The organism is Pseudomonas sichuanensis (assembly GCF_003231305.1).
Taxonomy (GTDB): Bacteria; Pseudomonadota; Gammaproteobacteria; order Pseudomonadales; family Pseudomonadaceae; genus Aquipseudomonas; species Aquipseudomonas sichuanensis.
In genome coordinates this window covers 1-20,183 of sequence record NZ_QKVM01000010.1, presented here as the reverse complement: position 1 = coordinate 20,183, position 20,183 = coordinate 1, and the positions used below count along the sequence as shown (strand labels likewise).

General features: G+C 65.5%; 17 protein-coding genes and 2 pseudogenes. 7 read left to right on the top strand and 12 right to left on the bottom strand.

The features are described 5' to 3' along the window. Nucleotide 1: 1 nt before the first annotated feature. A complete protein-coding gene (locus DM373_RS07355; RefSeq protein ID WP_110992907.1) occupies nt 2-1,354 on the bottom strand; it encodes a 3-oxoacyl-ACP reductase in 1,353 nt (450 codons plus the stop codon). A 114-nt stretch (nt 1,355-1,468) separates the two neighbouring features. Between DM373_RS07355 and DM373_RS07350 the strand changes: the two genes are divergently transcribed. Beyond that, a complete protein-coding gene (locus DM373_RS07350) occupies nt 1,469-2,746 on the top strand; it encodes an acetyl-CoA C-acetyltransferase (RefSeq protein WP_110992906.1) in 1,278 nt (425 codons plus the stop codon). Between the two features lie 50 nt (nt 2,747-2,796). Beyond that, a complete protein-coding gene (locus DM373_RS07345) occupies nt 2,797-3,585 on the top strand; it encodes an AraC family transcriptional regulator (protein ID WP_110992905.1) in 789 nt (262 codons plus the stop codon). A 153-nt stretch (nt 3,586-3,738) separates the two neighbouring features. Here DM373_RS07345 and DM373_RS29610 read toward each other — a convergent pair. The 5 genes and pseudogenes from DM373_RS29610 to DM373_RS07325 all read right to left on the bottom strand — a co-directional run. Then, nucleotides 3,739-4,335, bottom strand: a pseudogene (locus tag DM373_RS29610) (methyl-accepting chemotaxis protein); the annotation flags it as partial. A 261-nt stretch (nt 4,336-4,596) separates the two neighbouring features. Next, nucleotides 4,597-5,529: pseudogene (locus DM373_RS29605) on the bottom strand (HAMP domain-containing protein); the annotation flags it as partial. Nucleotides 5,530-5,954: 425 nt separating this feature from the next. Then, nucleotides 5,955-6,353 (bottom strand): Cu(I)-responsive transcriptional regulator, encoded by a 399-nt coding sequence (cueR, locus tag DM373_RS07335; RefSeq protein WP_110992903.1) that lies wholly within the window; start codon nt 6,351-6,353, stop codon nt 5,955-5,957. Beyond that, a complete protein-coding gene (locus tag DM373_RS07330) occupies nt 6,350-8,749 on the bottom strand; it encodes a heavy metal translocating P-type ATPase (RefSeq protein WP_110992902.1) in 2,400 nt (799 codons plus the stop codon). The genes cueR and DM373_RS07330 overlap by 4 nt, the downstream gene beginning before the upstream one ends. A gap of 54 nt (nt 8,750-8,803) precedes the next feature. Then, nucleotides 8,804-9,190 (bottom strand): hypothetical protein, encoded by a 387-nt coding sequence (locus DM373_RS07325; protein ID WP_110992901.1) that lies wholly within the window; start codon nt 9,188-9,190, stop codon nt 8,804-8,806. A gap of 145 nt (nt 9,191-9,335) precedes the next feature. On the opposite strand from DM373_RS07325, the gene DM373_RS07320 reads away from it, so the two are divergent. Together DM373_RS07320 and DM373_RS07315 are read left to right on the top strand one after the other, a co-directional pair. Beyond that, nucleotides 9,336-9,533, top strand: a complete 198-nt coding sequence (locus DM373_RS07320) for a heavy-metal-associated domain-containing protein (RefSeq protein WP_110992900.1) — start codon at nt 9,336-9,338, stop codon at nt 9,531-9,533. A 108-nt stretch (nt 9,534-9,641) separates the two neighbouring features. Next, nucleotides 9,642-10,841: a multidrug effflux MFS transporter gene (locus DM373_RS07315; RefSeq protein ID WP_110992899.1), complete on the top strand. Its 1,200-nt coding sequence runs from the start codon at nt 9,642-9,644 to the stop codon at nt 10,839-10,841. On the opposite strand, the gene DM373_RS29185 is transcribed toward DM373_RS07315, so the two are convergent. Further along, the gene (locus tag DM373_RS29185) at nt 10,774-10,971 is read right to left on the bottom strand and encodes a hypothetical protein (protein ID WP_110992898.1); all 198 of its coding nucleotides are present in this window, start codon (nt 10,969-10,971) and stop codon (nt 10,774-10,776) included. The genes DM373_RS07315 and DM373_RS29185 overlap by 68 nt on opposite strands. Nucleotides 10,972-11,481: 510 nt before the next feature. Here DM373_RS29185 and DM373_RS07305 point away from each other — a divergent pair. After that, entirely contained in the window at nt 11,482-12,192 is a 711-nt protein-coding gene (locus DM373_RS07305) for an ArsR/SmtB family transcription factor (RefSeq protein WP_110992897.1), read from the top strand. On the opposite strand, the gene DM373_RS07300 is transcribed toward DM373_RS07305, so the two are convergent. The 5 genes from DM373_RS07300 to DM373_RS07280 all read right to left on the bottom strand — a co-directional run bounded on the left by DM373_RS07300 (nt 12,189) and on the right by DM373_RS07280 (nt 16,612). After that, nucleotides 12,189-13,139: an adenosine deaminase gene (locus DM373_RS07300; protein ID WP_110992896.1), complete on the bottom strand. Its 951-nt coding sequence runs from the start codon at nt 13,137-13,139 to the stop codon at nt 12,189-12,191. The genes DM373_RS07305 and DM373_RS07300 overlap by 4 nt on opposite strands. Before the next feature lie 88 nt (nt 13,140-13,227). Next, complete coding sequence (locus tag DM373_RS07295) at nt 13,228-13,914, bottom strand: SDR family oxidoreductase (RefSeq protein ID WP_110992895.1); 687 nt, start codon at nt 13,912-13,914, stop codon at nt 13,228-13,230. Between the two features lie 438 nt (nt 13,915-14,352). Then, the gene (locus tag DM373_RS07290; protein WP_110992894.1) at nt 14,353-14,937 is read right to left on the bottom strand and encodes an IMPACT family protein; all 585 of its coding nucleotides are present in this window, start codon (nt 14,935-14,937) and stop codon (nt 14,353-14,355) included. Between the two features lie 9 nt (nt 14,938-14,946). Further along, nucleotides 14,947-15,609, bottom strand: a complete 663-nt coding sequence (locus DM373_RS07285) for a TetR/AcrR family transcriptional regulator (RefSeq protein ID WP_110992893.1) — start codon at nt 15,607-15,609, stop codon at nt 14,947-14,949. A gap of 85 nt (nt 15,610-15,694) precedes the next feature. Next, complete coding sequence (locus tag DM373_RS07280; protein ID WP_110992892.1) at nt 15,695-16,612, bottom strand: LysR family transcriptional regulator; 918 nt, start codon at nt 16,610-16,612, stop codon at nt 15,695-15,697. Between the two features lie 118 nt (nt 16,613-16,730). On the opposite strand from DM373_RS07280, the gene aptA reads away from it, so the two are divergent. Continuing rightward, complete coding sequence (aptA, locus tag DM373_RS07275) at nt 16,731-18,077, top strand: omega-aminotransferase AptA (RefSeq protein WP_110992891.1); 1,347 nt, start codon at nt 16,731-16,733, stop codon at nt 18,075-18,077. 71 nt (nt 18,078-18,148) lie between these two features. Further along, a complete protein-coding gene (locus DM373_RS07270; protein WP_110992890.1) occupies nt 18,149-19,642 on the top strand; it encodes a CoA-acylating methylmalonate-semialdehyde dehydrogenase in 1,494 nt (497 codons plus the stop codon). The last annotated feature ends 541 nt before the right edge of the window (nt 19,643-20,183 follow it).

Genomic DNA, 20,183 nt, shown 5'->3' with positions numbered 1-20,183 from the left:
GTCAGGCTCCTATCAGTGCCTGCCCGCAAACGCGCAGGACCTGGCCGTTGACCGCCCCCGAACCCGGCTGGCTGAGCCAGGCGATGGCTTCGGCGACATCCTGGGGCAGCCCGCCCTGGCCCAGCGAGCTCAGGCGCCGCCCGGCCTCGCGCAGGCCCATGGGCATGGCGGCAGTCATGTGGGTTTCGATGAACCCGGGGGCCACGGCGTTGATGCTGGCGCCGTGTTTGGCCAGTGTCGGTGCCCAGGCCTGGGCAAAACCGATCAGCCCGGCCTTGCTCGCCGCGTAGTTGGCCTGGCCACGGTTGCCGGCGATGCCGCTGACCGAGGCGAGCAGGGTGATGCGTGCGCCATCGTGCAGCTTGCCGGCCGCGAACAGCGCCTGGGTGAGCACTTGCGGTGCCTTGAGGTTCACCGCCAGCACCGCGTCCCAGTATTCCGGGGTCATGTTGGCGAGGGTCTTGTCGCGGGTGATGCCGGCGTTGTGCACGAGGATATCGAGGCCATCGGGCAGCGCCTCGACCAGTTGCGCGGCGGCGTCGGCGGCGCAGATGTCCAGGGCCAGGGCGCGGCCACCCAGGCGCTCGGCGAGGGCGTCGAGGTCTTTTTGCGCCTGGGGCACGTCCAGCAAGGTCACCTCGGCGCCATCACGGGCCAGGGTTTCGGCGATGGCCGCGCCGATACCGCGGGCGGCGCCGGTGACCAGGGCCCGGCGCCCGGCAAGCGGGCGGGTCCAGTCACCGACCTGGGCGGCGCAGGCGCCCAGGTGCAGGACCTGGCCGCTGATGAACGCGCTTTTGGGCGACAGGAAGAAGCGCAGCGCACCTTCGAGCTGGTCCTCGGCATCGGTGCCGACATACAGCAAGTTGGCGGTGGCGCCGTTGCGCAGCTCCTTGCCCAGCGAACGGCTGAAGCCTTCGAGGGCGCGCTGGGCAACGCCGGCCTGCGGGTCGTCGGTGGCCTGCGGGGGGCGGCCGAGGATCACCACGTGGGCGCAAGGCGCCAGGCTGCGCAGCAGCGGCTGGAAGAATTCGCGCAATTGCTTGAGCTGGTCGCTGTCGGCCAGCGCGCTGGCATCGAACACCAGCGCCTTGGGTTTTGGCCCCAGGCCGGCGACCCAGGCCGGCGATTGCAGGCTGTCGTCATTGAAGCTGTAGCATTCGCCGGTCAGGCGCGGGGCAATGCTCTCCACCTGCCTGGCCAGTGGCCCGCCGCCCAGCACCAGGGCACCTTCCACCGGGCGCAGGCGGCCTGGCTGCCAGCGCTCCAGCGGGGCCGGGCGTGGCAGGCCGAGGGCATCGACCAGGCGCCGGCCGAGGTTGGAGTTGGCAAAGCCGAGATAGCGGTCACTCATGTACGGATCTCCCTGAAGGCAAGCATGCAAGTGTGGACCATGTTTGTGGCAGGGGCGTTCGAGCAGGCGAAAAGAACTACGCTTACGGATCAATTTGCTTCTGGAGGTACAGGCATGCGTTCAACTCGCCGGGTCGCGATCCTGGGTGGTAACCGGATCCCTTTCGCACGCTCCAATGGCGCCTACGCCCGGGCCAGCAACCAGGCGATGCTGACGGCGGCGCTGGAGGGCCTCATCGAGCGTTACCGCCTGCACGGCCTGTGCCTCGGTGAAATGGCGGCGGGGGCGGTGCTCAAGCATTCCCACGACATGAACCTGACCCGCGAATGCGTGCTCGGCTCGCGCCTGTCGCCGTGCACCCCGGCCTACGATATCCAGCAAGCCTGCGGCACGGGGCTGGAGGCCGCGCTGCTGGTGGCCAACAAAATTGCCCTGGGGCAGATCGACAGTGGCATTGCCGGCGGCGTCGACACCACCTCCGATGCACCGATCGCGGTCAACGAGGGCCTGCGCCAGATCCTCCTGCAGGCCCACCGTGGCCGGACGCTGGGCGAGCGCCTCAAGCCCTTCCTCAAGTTGCGCCCACGGCACTTGAAACCCGCACTGCCGCGCAACGGTGAACCGCGTACCGGGCTGTCGATGGGTGAGCATTGCGAACGCATGGCGCAGCGCTGGCACATCGAGCGGGCGGCGCAGGATGAACTGGCGCTGCAGAGCCACCAGAAACTGGCCGCCGCCTACACCGAAGGCTGGCACGACGACCTGCTGACGCCCTACCTGGGCCTGACCCGTGACAACAATTTGCGCCCCGACCTCAGCCTGGAACAACTGGCCAGGCTCGAGCCGGTGTTCGACCGTAGCGGCCAGGGCAGCCTGACGCCGGGCAATTCCACGCCGCTGACCGATGGCGCCTCGCTGGTGCTGCTGGGCAGTGATGACTGGGCGCAGGCCCATGGCCTGGAGGTGCTGGCGTATCTGGTCGATGGCGAAAACGCCGCCGTCGATTTCGTCCACGGCCAGGAGGGCCTGCTGATGGCGCCGGTGTATGCGGTGCCACGGCTGCTGGCGCGCAACGGCCTGCGCCTGCAGGACTTCGATTTCTACGAGATCCATGAAGCCTTCGCCGCGCAGGTGCTGTGCACGCTCAAGGCCTGGGAAGACGCCGACTACTGCCGCACGCGCCTGGGGCTGGACGCACCGCTGGGGGCCATCGACCGCAGCAAGCTCAATGTGAAGGGCAGCTCGCTGGCCGCCGGGCATCCGTTCGCGGCGACCGGCGGGCGCATCCTGGCCAACATGGCCAAGCTGTTGGCCGGGCGCGGTAAAGGGCGTGGGCTGATTTCGATCTGCGCGGCGGGTGGGCAGGGGGTGACGGCCATCGTCGAGCGCTAAGCCGGCGCGGGGCTGTTAGTCTTGTCCGATCAGAAACAACAGGCTCAGCCATGTCGACCGTCGGACAGACCTCCGCCCCGCGCCCCATCCCCGCCCTGGACCATCTGCCCAGGCCACTCTACGCCCGTGCCGAAAGCCTCGGCGCCGGCTCCTGGACCACGCGCCACCAGCATGACTGGGTGCAGTTCTCCTACGCCATCAGCGGCGTGCTTGGCGTTTACACCCGTGACGGCAGCTACTTCGCCCCGCCGCAGTGGGGTGTGTGGATACCGGCGGGGGCCGAGCACGAGGTGGTGACTTCGATGCAGGCCGAGATGCGCAGCCTGTATGTGCGCCGCGATGCCTGCCCCTGGGCCACGCAGGAGTGCCGGGTGCTGGAGGTGACGCCGCTGGCGCGGGAGCTGATCAAGCAGTTCTGTACCTTTGCCGTGGACTACCCCGAAGGGGACAGTGCCGAGGCGCGCCTGGTGGCGGTGCTGCTCGATCAGTTGCGCAGCTTGCCGCAAGTCGCGTTCTCCCTGCCGTTGCCCCGCCATCCAGGCCTGCTGGCGCTGTGCAACGGGCTGATCGCCGCGCCCGACCAGGCGCAGACCTTGCAGCAATGGGCCGTGCAGTTGGGAGTGTCGGAGAAGACCTTGATGCGTTTGTTCCAGCGTGAGACGGGGTTGAGCTTTCGCAACTGGCGCCAGCGCATGCGCCTGTTGTCATCGCTGGCGCTGCTGGAGGCGGGAGAGAGTGTGACAGACGCGGCGTTGGGCTGTGGCTATGACTCCACGTCGGCCTTCATTGCGGCGTTCAAGCAGTTGTTCGGGGCGACGCCGGGGGAGTTGAGGTTGTAAGACACCTGCCGGCCTTGTGTCGCCTTTCAGGGCCTCATCGCGGGGCAAGCCCGCTCCCACGTTCGACTGCCCCCAAAAGGTTCGAAACCAATCGAACCCTTGGGGGCATTGTGGGAGCGGCGGTGCGCCGATGCGACTTGCCCCGCGATGCGGTCAGGTGCGGAAGCGTCGCACCAGTGCATCCAGCTCGTTGGACAGCCCGGCCAGGCTCTCGGAGTCCTGTCGCGCGGCCTGGGCCAGCTCGGCCACCAGTTGCGCATCGCCATGGATCTGGCTGATGTGCCGGTTGATGTCCTCGGCCACCTGGTGCTGCTCTTCGGCGGCGGTGGCGATCTGGGTGTTCATGTCGCGGATCACATCCACCGATTCGCGGATCTGGCCGAAGCTGTCGCGGGCCAGGCCGATGCGGCTGACCGACTGCTGCGACACCTCGATGCTGGCGTGCATCTGTTCGGCCACTTCGGCGGTGCGGCTGGCCAGGTTGCCCAGCAGGCCGTCGATTTCGGCGGTGGAGTCGGCGGTGCGCTTGGCCAGGGCGCGGACTTCGTCGGCGACCACGGCAAAACCACGGCCCTGCTCGCCGGCGCGGGCGGCTTCGATGGCGGCGTTGAGCGCCAGCAGGTTGGTCTGCTCGGCGATCGAGCGGATGGTGCCGAGGATCGACTGGATGGCGTTGCTGTCGCGTTCCAGCTGCTGGATCGACTGCGCCGACTGCTCGATTTCACGGCTCAGGCGGTCGACGCTCTGCACTGCGGCGTCGATCTGCTGCTGACCATCGCGGGCCTGCTGCTGGCCGCTGTCGGCGGACTGCGCGGCCTGGCTGCACGAACGCGCCACTTCGTTGGCGGTGGCGACCATTTCGTGGAAGGCGGTCGAGACCATGTCCACCGCTTCGCGCTGGCGCCCGGCGGCTTCGCTCATGTCGGCGGAGACCCGGGTCGAACTGCTGGAGGTGCTGAGGATCTGGCTGGCCGCGGTGCCGATGTGCTGGATCAGGCTGCGAATGGCGCCGAGGAACTGGTTGAACCAGCTGGCCAACTGCGCGGTTTCGTCGCGGCCGCGGATTTCCAGGTTGCGGGTCAGGTCGCCTTCGCCTTGGGCGATGTCTTCCAGGCCATGGGTGACGCTGTTGATCGGGCGCACGATGAGCTTGGCGAAGGCCGCGCCGACTACCGCGAACACGGCGGCGAGGATCAGCGCCACGGCGCCGATCAGCCAGGTCAGGCGGGTGGTGGTCTGCATCACTTCGCTTTCGTGGATCAGGCCGATGAAGGTCCAGCCCAGTCGCTCGTCAGGGTAGACGTTGGCCATGAAGCGCTCGCCGTTGATCTCGACCTCGACCAGGCCTTTGCCGGCCTTGGCCAGGTCGGCATAGCCATCGCCAAAGCTGGAAAGCTGTTTGAAGTTGTGGCTGGCGTCGCGGGGGTCGACCATCACGTTGCCGTTGTTTTCCATCAGGATCAGGTAGCCGCTTTCGCCCAGCTTGATCTGCTTGACGATCTCGGTCAGGCCCTTGAGCGACACGTCGATGTTGACCACGCCGCCGGGGTTGCCCAGCTGGTTGGCCACGGCGCGCACGGTGCTGACCAGTACGGCGTCGTCACCGGCCCAATAGTAAGGCGCGGTACGCAGGGTCTTGCCAGGGTTGGCCATGGCGGCCTGGTACCAGGGGCGGGTGCGCGGGTCGTAGCTGGCCATTTTCGGATCGCCGGGCCAGAACGCGTAGCCGCCGTCCTTCAGCCCATAGGACACATAGGCGTAGTCCGGGTGGCTCTGGGCCAGGCGGCTGAACAGGTCGAACAGGACCTTGTCCTGCTCGCCGGGGGCAATGTTGGCGGCATCGGCGCTGATGTGCTTTTTCACGTTGTCGGCGCTGGCGGCCACCAACGGCTGCGCGGCCAGGTAGTCGACGTTCTGGGTGATGCCCTGGAAGAACAGGTTCATGGCGTTGCCGACCTGGCGGATTTCCCGGCTGCTGTTGTCGAGGAAATCGTCGCGGGCTTCACCGCGCAGGTTGACCACTACCAGGGTGGCGACGATGACGATGGGCAGGCCGGCAATGACGGCGAACGCCCAGGTCAGTTTTTGCTTGATGTTCATCCACGCTCCCAGATTATTTTTTTCGATACACGAGGCAGGTACTCAGGGCATCGGCAGCATCTGGGTTTCTTGAAGGAAAATTCCCGTATTTATTGGATGAAACGGGTGTTTGAGGGGGAATCGGTCGGGGTTGGCTAATATGGCATACCAAGCGCAGCGATTGAGAGGCAAGGAGGCGTGGGAGCGGGCTGCCCCGCGATCGGCCGGTTTGGCACGATCGCGGGGCAAGTCGCGGCGGCGCACCGCCACTCCCACGCACTGGCCTGGGCTCAGTGGCAGCAACCATTGGCCAGGTCCTTGAGGATCGGGCAATCCGGGCGGTCGTCGCCCTGGCAGTGGGCGACCAGCTCACCGAGCGTGTCGCGCAGGCTGATCAGCTCCTCGATGCGCCGGTTGAGCGCATCGATGTGCTGGGTGGCCAGCGCCTTCACGTCGGCGCTGGCTCGTTGCCGGTCCTGCCACAGGGTCAACAGTTTTGCCACTTCATCCAGCGAGAAGCCCAGGTCACGCGAGCGCTTGATGAACGCCAGGCTGTGCAGGTCTTCCGGGCCGTAGAGGCGGTAGCCGCTGTCGCTGCGCGTGGCCGGGCGCAGCAGGCCGATGGACTCGTAGTAGCGGATCATCTTGGCGCTGAGCCCGCTGTGGCGGGCGGCCTGGCCGATGTTCATGGCGCCTCCTGGTCGGTGCTGGTGGGTTTCCAGGTTTTCAGCCACAGGGCATTGCTCACCACACTGACGCTGGACAGGGCCATGGCCGCGCCGGCCAGCACCGGGTTGAGGTAGCCGAAGGCTGCCAGGGGAATGCCGACCAGGTTGTAGATGAAGGCCCAGAACAGGTTCTGACGGATTTTCGCGTAGGTCTTGCGGCTGATCTCCAGTGCGGCGGGCACCAGGCGTGGGTCGCCGCGCATCAGGGTGATGCCGGCGGCCTGCATGGCCACGTCGGTGCCGCCGCCCATGGCGATGCCGATATCGGCGGCGGCCAGGGCGGGGGCGTCGTTGATGCCGTCGCCGACCATGGCCACCACGCCATCCTGCTTGAGCCTGGCAACGGTGGCGGCCTTGTCGGCCGGCAGCACTTCGGCATGCACATCGTCGATGCCCAGGGCGTCGGCGACGACCTTGGCGCTGCCACGGTTGTCGCCGGTCAGCAGGTGGCTGCTGATGCCACGGGCGTGCAGGGCGTCGATGGCCTGGGCCGCGCCGGGCTTGAGGCTGTCGCCGAAAGCGAACAGGCCGAGCACGCGGGGTTGGCTGCCGCGTTCGATCAACCAGGACAGGGTGCGGCCCTCGGCCTCCCAGGCCTGGGCATTGGCCGCCAGCCCACCGGGCAGCAGCTGGCTTTCGTCGAGCAGGCGGCGGTTGCCCAGCGCCAGGTCGCGGCCGCCCACCTGGCCGGCGATACCGCGGCCGGTCAGGGACTGGCTGCCGTTCACCTGCGGTACTTGCAAGCCTTGTTCGGCGCAGGCGTCGAGTACCGCTTTGGCCAGTGGGTGTTCGCTGCCACGTTGCAAGGCCCCGGCCAGGCGCAGCAACTCACCCTTGTCGCCACTGGCCGCCTGGCTGTGGACGATGCGTGGGCTGCCGGAGGTAAGGGTGCCGGTCTTGTCGAATACCACGCGGTTGACCGCATGGGCGCGTTCCAGCGCTTCGGCGTCCTTGATCAGGATGCCGTGGCGGGCGGCGACACCGGTGCCGGCCATGATCGCGGCGGGCGTGGCCAGGCCGAGGGCGCAGGGGCAGGCGATCACCAGCACGGCGACGGCGTTGATGAGCGCGGTTTCCAGCGGCGCGCCGGCCAGCCACCAACCGACCAGGGTGAGCAGGGCCAGCACCAGCACGGCGGGGACGAACACCTGGCTGACCCGGTCGACCAGTTTCTGGATCGGTGCCTTGGCTGCCTGGGCATCCTCGACCAGGCGGATGATGCGCGCCAGCACGGTTTCGGTGCCCAGTGCGCGGGTCTGCACCAGCAGCCGGCCCTCGCCGTTGATGGCGCCGCCGGTGACGGTATCGCCGGGTTGTTTGGGGACGGGCAGGCTTTCGCCGCTGATCAGCGCTTCGTCGGCATGGCTACTGCCTTCGAGCACTTCGCCGTCGACCGGGAAGCGCTCGCCAGGCTTGACCAGCACCAGGTCGCCCAGGCGCAACTGGCTGATCGCCACGTCTTCTTCATGGCCATCGACCACCCGCACCGCCCGCTCCGGGCGCAGTGCTTCAAGGGCGCGGATGGCGCTGGCCGTCTGGCGTTTGGCGCGGCTTTCCAGGTACTTGCCGAGCAGTACCAGGGCAATCACCACCGCCGAGGCTTCGAAATACAGGTGCGGCTCCATGCCGGCATGGGCGTTGGCCCATTGGTACAGGCTCAGGCCGTAACCGGCGCTGGTGCCCAGGGCGACCAGCAGGTCCATGTTGCCGGCCCCGGCGCGCACGGCCTTCCAGGCGGCGACGTAGAAGCGTGCGCCGAGGATGAACTGCACCGGTGTGGCCAGCAGGAACTGCGCCCAGGCCGGCAGCATCCAGTGCAGGCCGAACGGCTGCACCAGCATCGGCAGCACCAGTGGCAGCGCCAGCAGCAGGGCGGCACCGACGGCCAGGCGTTCGTTGCGCAAGCGGCGTTGTGCCTGGGCCAGGTCATCGTGCGCGGTGCGCGGCAGGGTGGCGCTGTAGCCGGCTTGCTCGACCGCCGCGATCAGCGCGGCGTCATCGACGGCCTGCAGCACTTCGAGGTGAGCGCGTTCGCTGGCCAGGTTGACGCTGATCTGCTCGACCCCCGGCACTTTGCCGAGGGCGCGCTCGACACGGCCCGCGCAACTGGCGCAGGTCATGCCGCCGATCTGCAGTTCGAGGGTGCGGGTGGGCACGCTGTAGCCCGCCTCGCGCACAGCGTCGACCAGCGCCGGCAGGCTGTCGGCCGGGGCCTGGACCCGGGCCTGTTCGGTGGCGAGGTTGACGCTGACCTGTTCTGCGCCGGTGACCTTGCGCAGGGCGCGCTCGACCCGACCTGCGCAGCTGGCGCAGGTCATGCCGGCGATCGGCAGGTCGAAGGTGGTGGATGCGGGCATGGCTCTTTCCTCCGTGGACAAGCCAGCAGCATCAACCTTGCCATGCTGGCAAGGTCAATAGCCCAGGCTGGCTCGCTTGAGCACCAGGCCACTGTGCCCCATGGCAATGCGGTATTTGTTGATCTGGCCCGCCTGCAAGGTCAGGCGCGTGCTGCGTTGGTCCTCGATGCCGGGGGCGCAACCGGGGCTCTGCCCGGGCAACAGGCGCAGGCGCACATCGATCGGGCCGGCGGGCAGGTTGAAGGAGGTCGACTGCTCCTGGAACACCCGGCCGGACAACTGATCGTTGAGGTAGATGCCGATCTCGCAATTGGTGGCCACTTCCAGGCGCTCCCGGGAAATGATCAGCACGCTGTAGTCCGAGTTGCCCTCGGCGCTGGCCGGTGGCACCGTGGCCAGCGCGCCCAGCAATACGGCGAGGGTCAGTGCTGTCCTGATCATGAAGAATCTCCTGCTGGCAAAAACGTCAAAGGCGCAGCTTGGCCGAGCCGCGCGTAGATTTCCAGCCCGGCCGTTGCAGGCAGAACTTGACCTTGCCCCGAGGGCAAGGCTGAGACTGCGAAAAACCCTGAAGGAGGCAACCTCGATGCAAGTGTTCAATGTACAAGGCATGACCTGCGGCCATTGTGTGAAGGGCGTTACCCGGGCGGTGCAGGCGCAGGATGCGGCGGCGCGGGTGGAGGTGGACCTGGCGGCGCGGCAGGTGCGGGTGGAGAGTGCACTGGCCGTCGAGCAGATCATCGCGGCGATTCGAGAAGAAGGTTACCAGGCCGAGGTGGCCTGACGGCTGCCAGGGGGCGTTTGACGCCCCCAATTATTACAAAGGTTTTCAACGTTGGATGATTCACAGCAGGTAGACTAACGCACTTGCTTAGCCTGCTATGGATTCTTCATGAACCTGCGAACCTTGCTGATCCTCGGCGCCCTCAGTGCGTTCGGGCCTTTGGCGATCGACTTCTATCTGCCTGCCTTCCCAGCCATGGCACACGCTTTCGCTACCGACGAGAAGCACGTGCAGACCACCCTGGCGGCCTACTTCCTCGGTCTCTCGCTGGGCCAGCTGGCCTACGGCCCGGTGGCCGACCGTTTTGGCCGACGCATCCCGCTGTTGTTCGGGGTCGGCCTGTTCACCGTGGCGTCGCTGGCCTGTGCCTACGCGCCCACGCTCGACAGCCTCATCGTGGCGCGCTTCGTCCAGGCGCTGGGTGGCTGCGCCGGCATGGTGCTGTCGCGGGCGATCGTCAGCGACAAGTGCGACGCGGTGGCGTCGGCCAAGGTGTTCTCGCAATTGATGCTGGTGATGGGATTGGCGCCGATCCTGGCGCCGATGCTCGGTGGCGTGCTGGTGAACGTGGCCGGCTGGCAATCGATCTTCCTCGCCTTGAGCCTGTTCAGCGGCGTGTGCCTGCTGGCCGTCGGCCTGGGCTTGCCGGAAAGCCTGCCGACGCATGTGCCGCGCCAACCCTTGTCTGGCGCCTTGCGCCAATACCTGCGGTTACTGGCTGACCGGACTTTTGTTGGCCATGCGCTGACCGGTGGCATTGCTATTGCCGGGATGTTCGCCTACATCGCCGGTTCGCCGTTCGTTTTCATCAAGCTGTACGGCGTACCGCCGGAGCACTACGGCTGGCTGTTCGGCAGCAACGCCGCAGGGTTCATCCTCATGGCCCAGGTCAATGCCCGCTTGTTGGCCAAGCGTGGGCCGGCCTTCCTGCTGGCCCGTGCGGTCTGGTTGTACCTGGCGGCTGCCCTGGTACTGCTGGCGGTGGCGGCACTGCACCCGGTCGCGCTGTGGCCGTTGCTGGTACCGCTGTTCGTGTGCATTTCCAGCCTGGGATGCATCATCCCCAACGCCTCGGCCTGCGCCATGAGCGGGCAAGGTGCACGGGCCGGCAGTGCCTCGGCGCTGATGGGCTGCCTGCAGTTCAGCGTCGCCGCCGGTGCGGCCGCGTTGGTCGGTGTGCTGCACGACGGCAGCGCGGTGCCCATGGCGCTGGTGATCAGCCTGTGCGGCGTGCTGGTGGTCAGTGTCGCAGTGCTGACCCGGCGCTTGCAGGCCAAGCGCTCGGCGGGAGTGCGTGGGGGGCATTGAGCCGCGTTTCCAGCAGGGCGACGAAGGCACGCGCTTCGCTTTCGCTGCGAAAGCTCACGACGTGCTGATCGAGCTGGACCTGCCACGGGCAATTGGGGTTTCGGTTCGACGTACAGACGACGATCTTCATCGCGATCCACCTCCAGTGAGCGAGCGCCGATGAAGTTTAGCGCCGCCCAAGGCGCTCGCCATGACCGACATCAGTACTCGGACTGACGGTCATGGCGGGCAGGAGCCGGGAAGCTTTCTGGTTTGATGCACGAAAGTCATGTAGGAGACTGTCGGTATTGTCGGGCGCTGCAACTGGGGCGAATAACCGTTGCAGGCTTTGGGCGCCGTTACGCGGGGGGAAAGGCCTTGCCAAGTGCCTGCCGCCGACCGTGACAGCCAGTTGCCCCCCTTATCGGCTGGGCTCCATCAGTGGCAGGGCGCATGCTTTCACGCGGCTTATACTGCTCCCGGCAGCCAGTGCCAGCCAGAGATACTTCCCTGCCAGAAGGGCGAACCAGCGCTCAGGGATGCGCAGGGGTATCGCACCATTCGCCGATCATTCATCGACACCCTCGTCTGGGCCACCTTGATGAGACCGGCAGGTTCGCTCTGGTTGTTCAGACGAGAACTTTCAGGGAGCTTCAGGTTGATGAACGCAGTCCACAGTATCAGCCAGGCCGCCGGCCTGATGGCAGACCCCAAACGCAGTGCCATGTTATGGGCACTGATCGATGGTACTCCGCGTGCGGCGGACGAGCTGGCGAGCATGACCAGCCTGAGCGTCTCCTCGGCCTGTTCGCACCTGACCCTGCTGGCCGGCGCGGGCTTGCTGAGGCTGGAAATTCGCGGGCGCAAACGCTTCTACCGTCTTGCCAACCCGGAGGTGATAGCGGCGGTGGAGGCGTTGGCCAGCGTGCAGCTCGAGAGCCGTGCGCGAGCCCGCGCCGGGACTCCACTGCAGATACCACTGTCCATGCGCAAGGCACGCCTGTGCGGCGATCACCTGGGCGGCGAGGTGGTCGCCGAGCTGTACCAGCGCCTGCTTGCCGCCGGATGGCTGGAAGGCAGCGAGCAGCACCTGTTCGTGAGCCAGGAAGGCCGGCTAAGGCTGCAGGCGATGGGGCTCTACATCGATGCGCTGGCACCGGCGCAGCCACGCGATTGCGTGATCTGCCATTGCAGCGAATGGAGCGATCAGGGGCCGCACCTTGGCGGTAGCCTGGGGCAGGCCCTGCTCAAACTGTTCGTGCAGTCGGGCTGGGTGCGTGAACAGGAAGGTAGCCGGGCGGTGCATATCACCCCGCTCGGCCTTCGGCAGATCAACGCTATCGCCAGCCTTCCTGCCCGGCAGGTGGGTTAGACCGCCAGGCGGGCGTCCAGGCTGTTTTGTGCCAGGCGGCGCGCCTGGTCCTGGGTCATGCCCAGGTGCTCATGCAGGGCGTGGAAGTTTTCAGTGACGTAACCACCGAAGTAGGCCGGGTCGTCGGAGTTGACCGTGACTTTCACGCCGCGCTCGAGCATGTCGAGGATGTTGTGCTGGCTCATGTGGTCGAACACGCACAGCTTGGTGTTGGACAGTGGGCAGACGGTCAGCGGGATCTGTTCGTCGATGATGCGCTGCATCAGGCGCTCGTCTTCGATGGCGCGCACGCCGTGGTCGATGCGCTTGATCTTGAGCAGGTCGAGCGCTTCCCAGATGTACTCGGGTGGGCCTTCCTCGCCGGCATGGGCCACGGCCACGAAGCCTTCGTTGCGGGCGCGGTCGAACACGCGCTGGAACTTGCTCGGCGGGTGGCCTTTTTCGGAGCTGTCCAGGCCGACGGCGATGAAGGCGTCGCGGAAGGGCAGGGCCTGGTCGAGGGTTTTCTGTGCTTCGTCTTCGCTCAGGTGACGCAGGAAACTGAGGATCAACCCGCTGCTGATACCCAGCTGCTCACGGCCATCCTTGAGGGCCTGGTTGATGCCGGCCAGCACCACTTCGAAGGGGATGCCGCGGTCGGTATGGGTCTGCGGGTCGAAGAAAGGTTCGGTGTGGATGACGTTCTGTGCCTTGCAGCGTTGCAGGTAGGCCCAGGTCAGGTCATAGAAGTCCTGCTCGGTGCGCAGTACGTCGGCGCCCTGGTAATAGAGGTCGAGGAATTCCTGCAGGTTGTTGAACGCATAGGCGCTGCGCAGGGTTTCCACGTCCGCCCAGGGCAGGGCGATCTTGTTGCGTTCGGCCAGGGCGAACAGCAGTTCGGGCTCCAGCGAGCCCTCCAGGTGCATGTGCAGTTCCGCCTTGGGCAAGGCGTTCAGCCAGTCATACATGTGTGCAATCTCGATCAGGTACGGTTGGCCGCTATTCTACAGGGCCCGGCCGGGCAATGCGCCCACCCGGGCCTGTATCGCCCGGGGCCTACCAGATAAGTGCTTCGCCCTTGTAGTTGATGAAGCGCAGGCCGCCGTTGCCGCTTTGGGCCTTGATCTGCTCAAGCATGCCACGGGTGCTGGTGAGCACGTCGATCTCGGCGTTCTCGCCGCCCATGTCGGTCTTCACCCAGCCTGGGTGCATGGCCAGCACGCACAGGTCGGGGCGCTGCAGCTCGACCACGAAGCTGTTGATCATCGAGTTGAGCGCGGCCTTGCTGGCCTTGTACAGGCAGATCTCGCCGCCGTCGGGGATGGTCACGCTGCCCAGGATCGAGCTCATGAACGCCAGCACGCCGGTGCCTTCACGCACTTGGCCGGCCAGGCGCCGGGCGACGCGGATCGGTGCCACGGCGTTGGTCATGAACAGGTCGCCGATCTGCGGCACCTGGACGCTCTCCAGGTCCTGCGGCAGCGGGCCCATTACGCCGGCGTTGACGAACACCAGGTCGAAAATCTCGCCCTGCAGCCGATTTTTCAGGCCATCGAGCTGGGCGGTGTCGTTCATCTCCAGGCGCTCGATACGCACGCCCGGTACCTCGCCGAGGGCGCCGGGCCGCTGTGGATCACGGACGGTGGCGACGATGTTCCAGCCATCCTCGCGCAGGCGTTGCACCAGGCCCAGGCCGAGGCCCCGGGAGGCGCCGATGATCAGGGCGGTCTTGTTCGCGGTCATTGCGATGCTCCTTGATTGGGCGAAACCTGTGGCTGCTCGCCCCATGGCAAAGTGTGGGCGCCCTCAAACGTGCAGGGCGTGGATGAGGAGCATATCCCAGTACTGCGTCGGCGGCCTGTGCGGCTGATGAAGTCTGTACAAAAAACGAACAGCTCGCTGCGAAGCCGATGGAATCAGGCTTTGGCTGACTGGTTAACGGGTTATCCACAAGCTGCTCCACAGTAATTGTGCGCAAGCGAATTGCCGCTGAAACGCTGGTTTCAGCGCATGCCGGTGTTCAAGGCTGGGGATAACTCACCGGGTTTCAGTGACTTGGATCACCGTCACATGATTGTGATCAAATTATGATCAAAGCGCTGCAGGCCTTGGAGCGCAAGGCCTGGGCAAGAGTGCCCCAAGCTTATCCACAGGCGGGCCCACAGCAGCTGTGGGCAACGCTCAGCGGCGCTCCAGCAGGATGCGCCCGCGGCTCAGGTCGGCCAGTTGTTGTTGCAGGGTGTGCTGGTGTGTATCGCCCAGCGCGATGTGCAGGTCGACGCCATTGGCAGTGAATTGCTCGTCCAGCACCAGGCCGTCTGCCTCCGCCAGGCGCAGCTTGACCAGTGCCAGCTCACTGAAGGTACAGCTGCAGGTGAATTCGCTGCGTTGCACCAGCAGCCGTTTGGGAGCCTGCTGCAGGCATTTGTTGGCGCCGCCGCCGTAAGCGCGGGCCAGGCCACCGGTGCCCAGTTGGATCCCGCCGTACCAGCGGATCACCAGGACCACCACCTGATCGCAATCCTGCGCCTCGATGGCGGCGAGGATAGGGCGCCCGGCGGTGCCGCCGGGTTCACCGTCGTCACTGCTGCGGTACTGGCCACCGAGCTTCCAGGCCCAGCAGTTGTGGGTGGCTGCCAGGTCGCTGTGGCGTTCGATGAAGGCCATTGCCTCGGCAGGGCTGGCGATCGGGCCGGCCAGGGTGATGAAACGGCTCTTGCGGATTTCCTCGCGGAACTCGCAGAGCTCGAGCAGGGTAGAAGGCATAGGTCCGGGTCAGGCGGGCGCGTTGATGCCGCAGCCTTTGAGAATGATGTGGATAAGATTGTTGCTCGCGTCTTCCATGTCCTGCTTGGTCAGGCGGCTGCGGCCGGTGACCTGGCAGATCTGGGTGGCGAAGTCGGCGTAGTGCTGGGTGCTGCCCCACAGCAGGAAGATCAGGTGCACGGGGTCGACCCGGTCCATCTTGCCGGCCTCCATCCAGGCCTGGAACACCGCGGCGCGGCCACGGAACCATTCACGGTAATCGGCGCTGAAGTATTCGGTGAGGCACTCGCCGCCGCTGATCACTTCCATGGCGAAGATCCGCGAGGCCTGCGGGTTGCGCCGGGAGAACTCCATCTTGGTGCGGATGTACTGGCTCAGTGCTTGGCCGGGGTCGTCGTCGACGCTCAAGGCGTTGAAGGTGCTGTCCCACAGCTCGATGATGTTGCTCAGCACCGCGATGTACAGGCCCAGCTTGTTGGTGAAGTAGTAGTGCAGGTTGGCCTTGGGCAGCCCGGCCTTGAGCGCGATGGTGTTCATGCTCGTGCCCTTGTAGCCGTGGCGGGCGAATTCGTCTTCGGCGGCCTGGATGATGGCCTGTTCGTTCTTCTGGCGAATGCGGCCGGCGGGCTTGCCCGAGGCGGGGGAGCGATGCGCAGGGACTTCTAGGGTCATGGACGATTCCGGACGGGTCGTTACGAATGTTCGACAGATTACCTGCCTGCGCCGAAGTGACAAGCATTTGCGGCCTGGATAAGTATCAACGTGTCGCAGCCAGGCTCTCGAGGAAGCTTTCCAGTACCAGGTTGGGACGTCGGCCTTTGCGCGTGACCCAGCTCAGGCCCAGGTCATAGAAGCGTTGCGCGGGCTTGAGCGCGCGCAGTCGGCCTTGCTGCACCCAGAAGCTGGCGTAGTGGTCGGGCAGGTAGCCGATATAGCGCCCGGTGAGAATGAGGAAGGCCATGCCTTCGCGGTCCGAGGCACTGGCGGTGCAGTGCAGCGCCTGGTAGTGCGCCTGGATGTCGGCGGGCAGGCGGAAGGTCGGGGCGATGGCGTCCTGGCTGTTGAGGCGCTCGTCGTCGATCTGCTGGTCATCGGCGTAGAACAGCGGGTGGCCGACGGCGCAGTAGAGCAGCGAGCGCTCGCTGTACAGCGGTTGGTACTCCAGACCCGACAGCGGGCTGGTCTGGGGCACCACACCGACGTGCAGGCTGCCGTCGAGCACGCCCTGCTCGACCTGGCTCGGGGCGATCATGCGGATCTGGATGCGCACGTCGGGGCCGCGGTCCTTCAGTTCGGCCAGGGCGTGGGTGATGCGCATGTGCGGCAGGGTCACCAGGTTGTCGGTGAGGCCGATGTTCAGCTCGCCGCGCAAATGCTGGTGCAGGCCGTTGACCTCGGTGCGAAACGATTCCAGGGCGCTGAGCAGCTGCAAGGCCGAGTGGTAGACCTCACGGCCCTCTTCGGTGAGCGAGAAGCCAGCGCGCCCGCGCTGGCAGAGGCGCAGGCCCAGGCGCTGCTCAAGGTCGTTCATCTGCTGGCTGATCGCCGAGCGGCCGATACCCAACACGTTTTCTGCCGCGGAGAAGCCGCCGCATTCCACCACGCTGCGGTAGATCTTCAGCAGACGAATATCGAAATCACTGACTTGGGCGAGGGGATCGGGGCGTCGGCTCATATGTTTAGTTATCTGCTGACTGAAGATTAGAAATGTTGGGTTTTCCGGACTTTATCCCCGTGCGAATTTAGCTGCAACAACATCCATCGTTGCCTAATCGTCTTCCGAGGAACCGCCGATGAACATGCCCGAAACCGCCCATTCCGGCCTGGCCAGCCAGCTCAAGCTGGATGCCCACTGGATGCCCTACACCGCCAACCGCAACTTCCAGCGCGACCCGCGCCTGATCGTGGCGGCAGAAGGCAACTACCTGGTCGATGACAAGGGTCGCAAGATCTTCGACGCTTTGTCGGGGCTGTGGACCTGCGGCGCCGGGCACACCCGCAAGGAAATCAGCGAAGCGGTGGCCCGTCAGGTGGCCACGCTCGACTATTCCCCGGCCTTCCAGTTCGGCCACCCGCTGTCGTTCCAGCTGGCCGAGAAAATTGCCAACCTGGTGCCAGGTGACCTGAACCACGTGTTCTACACCAACTCCGGCTCCGAATGCGCCGACACCGCGTTGAAGATGGTCCGTGCCTACTGGCGCCTGAAAGGCCAGGCCACCAAGACCAAGATCATCGGCCGTGCCCGTGGCTACCACGGCGTGAACATCGCCGGCACCAGCCTGGGCGGCGTCAACGGCAACCGCAAGATGTTCGGCCAGCTGCTGGACGTCGACCACCTGCCTCATACCGTGCTGCCGGTCAACGCCTTCAGCAAGGGCATGCCGGAGGAGGGGGGTATCGCCCTGGCCGACGAGATGCTCAAGCTGATCGAACTGCACGATGCTTCGAACATCGCCGCGGTGATCGTCGAGCCCCTGGCCGGTTCCGCCGGCGTGCTGCCACCGCCGAAGGGTTACCTGAAGCGTCTGCGTGAGATCTGCACCCAGCACAATATCCTGCTGATCTTCGACGAGGTCATCACCGGCTTCGGCCGCATGGGCGCCATGACCGGTGCCGAGGCCTTCGGTGTGACCCCAGACCTGATGTGCATCGCCAAGCAGGTCACCAACGGCGCCATCCCGATGGGCGCGGTGATCGCCACTGGCGAGATATACCAGACCTTCATGAACCAGCCGACCCCTGAGTACGCGGTGGAATTCCCCCACGGCTATACCTACTCGGCGCACCCGGTCGCCTGCGCCGCCGGTATCGCCGCGCTGGACCTGCTGCAGAAAGAGAACCTGGTGCAGTCCGCCGCCGAGCTGGCGCCGCACTTCGAGAAGCTGCTGCACGGCGTGAAGGGCACCAAGAACATCGTTGACATCCGCAACTACGGCCTGGCCGGCGCAATCCAGATTGCCGCGCGTGACGGTGATGCCATCGTCCGTCCTTACGAGGCCGCGATGAAGCTGTGGCAAGCCGGCTTCTATGTGCGCTTCGGGGGCGACACCCTGCAGTTCGGGCCAACCTTCAATACCCAGCCGCAGGAGTTGGACCGCCTGTTCGATGCGGTGGGCGAAACCCTCAACAAAGTCGACTGATCTTTCTGATTCTGATGCCAGGCGCGAGAACGTCACGCGCCTGGCACTCCCTTCTTTATCTGGAGTTTTGCATGAGCATTGTTCAGCACCTGATCCACGGCGAGCTGGTCACCAAGGGCGAGCGCACCGCCGATGTCTTCAACCCGTCCACCGGCCAGGCCGTGCGCAAGGTCGAACTGGCCAGCCGCGCCACTGTCCAGGAAGCCATCGATTCGGCCAAGGCTGCCTTCCCGGCCTGGCGCAACACCCCACCCGCCAAGCGCGCCCAGGTGATGTTCCGTTTCAAGCAGCTGCTTGAGCAGAACGAAGCGAAGATCTCGCAGATGATCAGCGAGGAGCACGGCAAGACGCTGGAGGACGCCGCAGGCGAACTGAAGCGCGGTATCGAGAACGTCGAGTTCGCCTGCGCTGCACCAGAAGTACTGAAGGGTGAGTACAGCCGCAACGTTGGCCCGAACATCGATGCATGGTCCGACTTCCAGCCGCTGGGCGTGGTGGCTGGTATCACCCCGTTCAACTTCCCGGCCATGGTGCCGCTGTGGATGTACCCACTGGCCATTGCCTGTGGCAACGCATTCATCCTCAAGCCGTCCGAGCGTGACCCGAGCTCTACCCTCTATATTGCCCAGCTGTTGCTGGAGGCCGGCCTGCCCAAGGGCATCCTCAATGTCGTGCATGGCGACAAGGAAGCGGTCGATGCGCTGATCGAGGCGCCGGAGGTGAAAGCCCTGAGCTTCGTCGGTTCGACCCCGATCGCCGAGTACATCTATGCCGAGGGCACCAAGCGCGGCAAGCGCGTCCAGGCCTTGGGCGGTGCGAAGAACCACGCCGTGCTGATGCCGGATGCCGACCTCGACAACGCGGTCAGCGCGCTGATGGGGGCTGCCTATGGTTCTTGCGGCGAGCGCTGCATGGCCATTTCGGTGGCCGTGTGCGTGGGTGACCAGGTGGCCGACGCCCTGATCGCCAAGCTCGAGCCACAGATCAAGGCGCTGAAGATCGGTGCCGGCACGTCCTGTGGCCTGGACATGGGGCCGCTGGTGACGGCTGCAGCGCGTGACAAGGTGCTGGGTTACATCGACGACGGCGTCGCCGCTGGCGCCCGGTTGGTGGTCGATGGCCGTGGCTTGCGTGTGGCGGGTAACGAAGATGGCTATTTCGTCGGTGGCACCCTGTTCGACAAGGTCACCCCCGAGATGCGCATCTATAAGGAAGAGATCTTCGGGCCGGTACTGTGCGTGGTGCGGGTGAACAGCCTGGAGCAGGCCATGCAACTGATCAATGATCATGAGTATGGCAACGGGACCTGCATCTTCACTCGTGACGGTGAAGCGGCGCGGCTGTTCTGCGACGAGATCGAAGTGGGCATGGTTGGGGTCAACGTGCCGCTGCCAGTGCCAGTGGCTTATCACAGCTTTGGTGGTTGGAAACGTTCGCTGTTTGGTGACCTGCATGCTTACGGCCCGGATGGTGTGCGCTTCTACACCCGTCGCAAGGCGATCACCCAGCGTTGGCCGCAGCGGGCCAGCCACGAGGCGTCGCAGTTCGCGTTCCCGAGCTTGTAAGGCACAGGGATGAAAGCGGGGCGGCCGAGAGGCCGCCCCGCTTTGCTTTTTGGGGCTTCTTTATATAGGTGTCAGGGCAGCTGAGAGTCGGTCTTGAAATTGTGTTGCGCGCGCGGTGTTCGCCGAGGGATTGTGTTGTGTCTTAGAAGGGTTCGCCGTGGGTCTTGCAGTGCCTATCAGATCGAGCGCCGCCCGCGCGGCGCTTCGCAGATAAACCCGCTCCCACAGGGTGAGGCGGGGGTAGCCTTTCGTTATTTGTTTCGGGCCAATTATGCCTGTGAGGGTACCGCGGCCCGCCTTGGCGCATGCCTCAAGTCAGGTGAGACGCCAGTGGCGCCCACCTCCTTACCGCGTCGTGCCCACAAGGCGGACCAGGTAATGGCACAGGAGAGACTCGCCCGAAACAGATGTGGGAGCGGGTTTACCCGCGAAGCGCCGCGGGGGCGGCGCTCGATCTCATAGGCGCTGCAAGTGCTGTGGCGAACACCTGGAGGCCCTGACGCGGTCTTTTTCCCCGATATTTCAATTTAATGAAATTAAC

Coding starts and splice junctions, on each gene's coding strand:
- DM373_RS07280 (WP_110992892.1), bottom strand. CDS start 16,612: ATGAGCCGACGCCCCGATCCCCTCGCCCAAGTCAGTGATTTCGATATT.
- DM373_RS07330 (WP_110992902.1), bottom strand. CDS start 8,749: ATGCCCGCATCCACCACCTTCGACCTGCCGATCGCCGGCATGACCTGC.
- aptA (WP_110992891.1), top strand. CDS start 16,731: ATGAACATGCCCGAAACCGCCCATTCCGGCCTGGCCAGCCAGCTCAAG.
- DM373_RS07325 (WP_110992901.1), bottom strand. CDS start 9,190: ATGATCAGGACAGCACTGACCCTCGCCGTATTGCTGGGCGCGCTGGCC.
- cueR (WP_110992903.1), bottom strand. CDS start 6,353: ATGAACATCGGCCAGGCCGCCCGCCACAGCGGGCTCAGCGCCAAGATG.
- DM373_RS07295 (WP_110992895.1), bottom strand. CDS start 13,914: ATGACCGCGAACAAGACCGCCCTGATCATCGGCGCCTCCCGGGGCCTC.
- DM373_RS07300 (WP_110992896.1), bottom strand. CDS start 13,139: ATGTATGACTGGCTGAACGCCTTGCCCAAGGCGGAACTGCACATGCAC.
- DM373_RS07270 (WP_110992890.1), top strand. CDS start 18,149: ATGAGCATTGTTCAGCACCTGATCCACGGCGAGCTGGTCACCAAGGGC.
- DM373_RS07345 (WP_110992905.1), top strand. CDS start 2,797: ATGTCGACCGTCGGACAGACCTCCGCCCCGCGCCCCATCCCCGCCCTG.
- DM373_RS07315 (WP_110992899.1), top strand. CDS start 9,642: ATGAACCTGCGAACCTTGCTGATCCTCGGCGCCCTCAGTGCGTTCGGG.
- DM373_RS07350 (WP_110992906.1), top strand. CDS start 1,469: ATGCGTTCAACTCGCCGGGTCGCGATCCTGGGTGGTAACCGGATCCCT.
- DM373_RS07320 (WP_110992900.1), top strand. CDS start 9,336: ATGCAAGTGTTCAATGTACAAGGCATGACCTGCGGCCATTGTGTGAAG.
- DM373_RS29185 (WP_110992898.1), bottom strand. CDS start 10,971: ATGAAGATCGTCGTCTGTACGTCGAACCGAAACCCCAATTGCCCGTGG.
- DM373_RS07290 (WP_110992894.1), bottom strand. CDS start 14,937: ATGCCTTCTACCCTGCTCGAGCTCTGCGAGTTCCGCGAGGAAATCCGC.
- DM373_RS07285 (WP_110992893.1), bottom strand. CDS start 15,609: ATGACCCTAGAAGTCCCTGCGCATCGCTCCCCCGCCTCGGGCAAGCCC.
- DM373_RS07305 (WP_110992897.1), top strand. CDS start 11,482: ATGAACGCAGTCCACAGTATCAGCCAGGCCGCCGGCCTGATGGCAGAC.
- DM373_RS07355 (WP_110992907.1), bottom strand. CDS start 1,354: ATGAGTGACCGCTATCTCGGCTTTGCCAACTCCAACCTCGGCCGGCGC.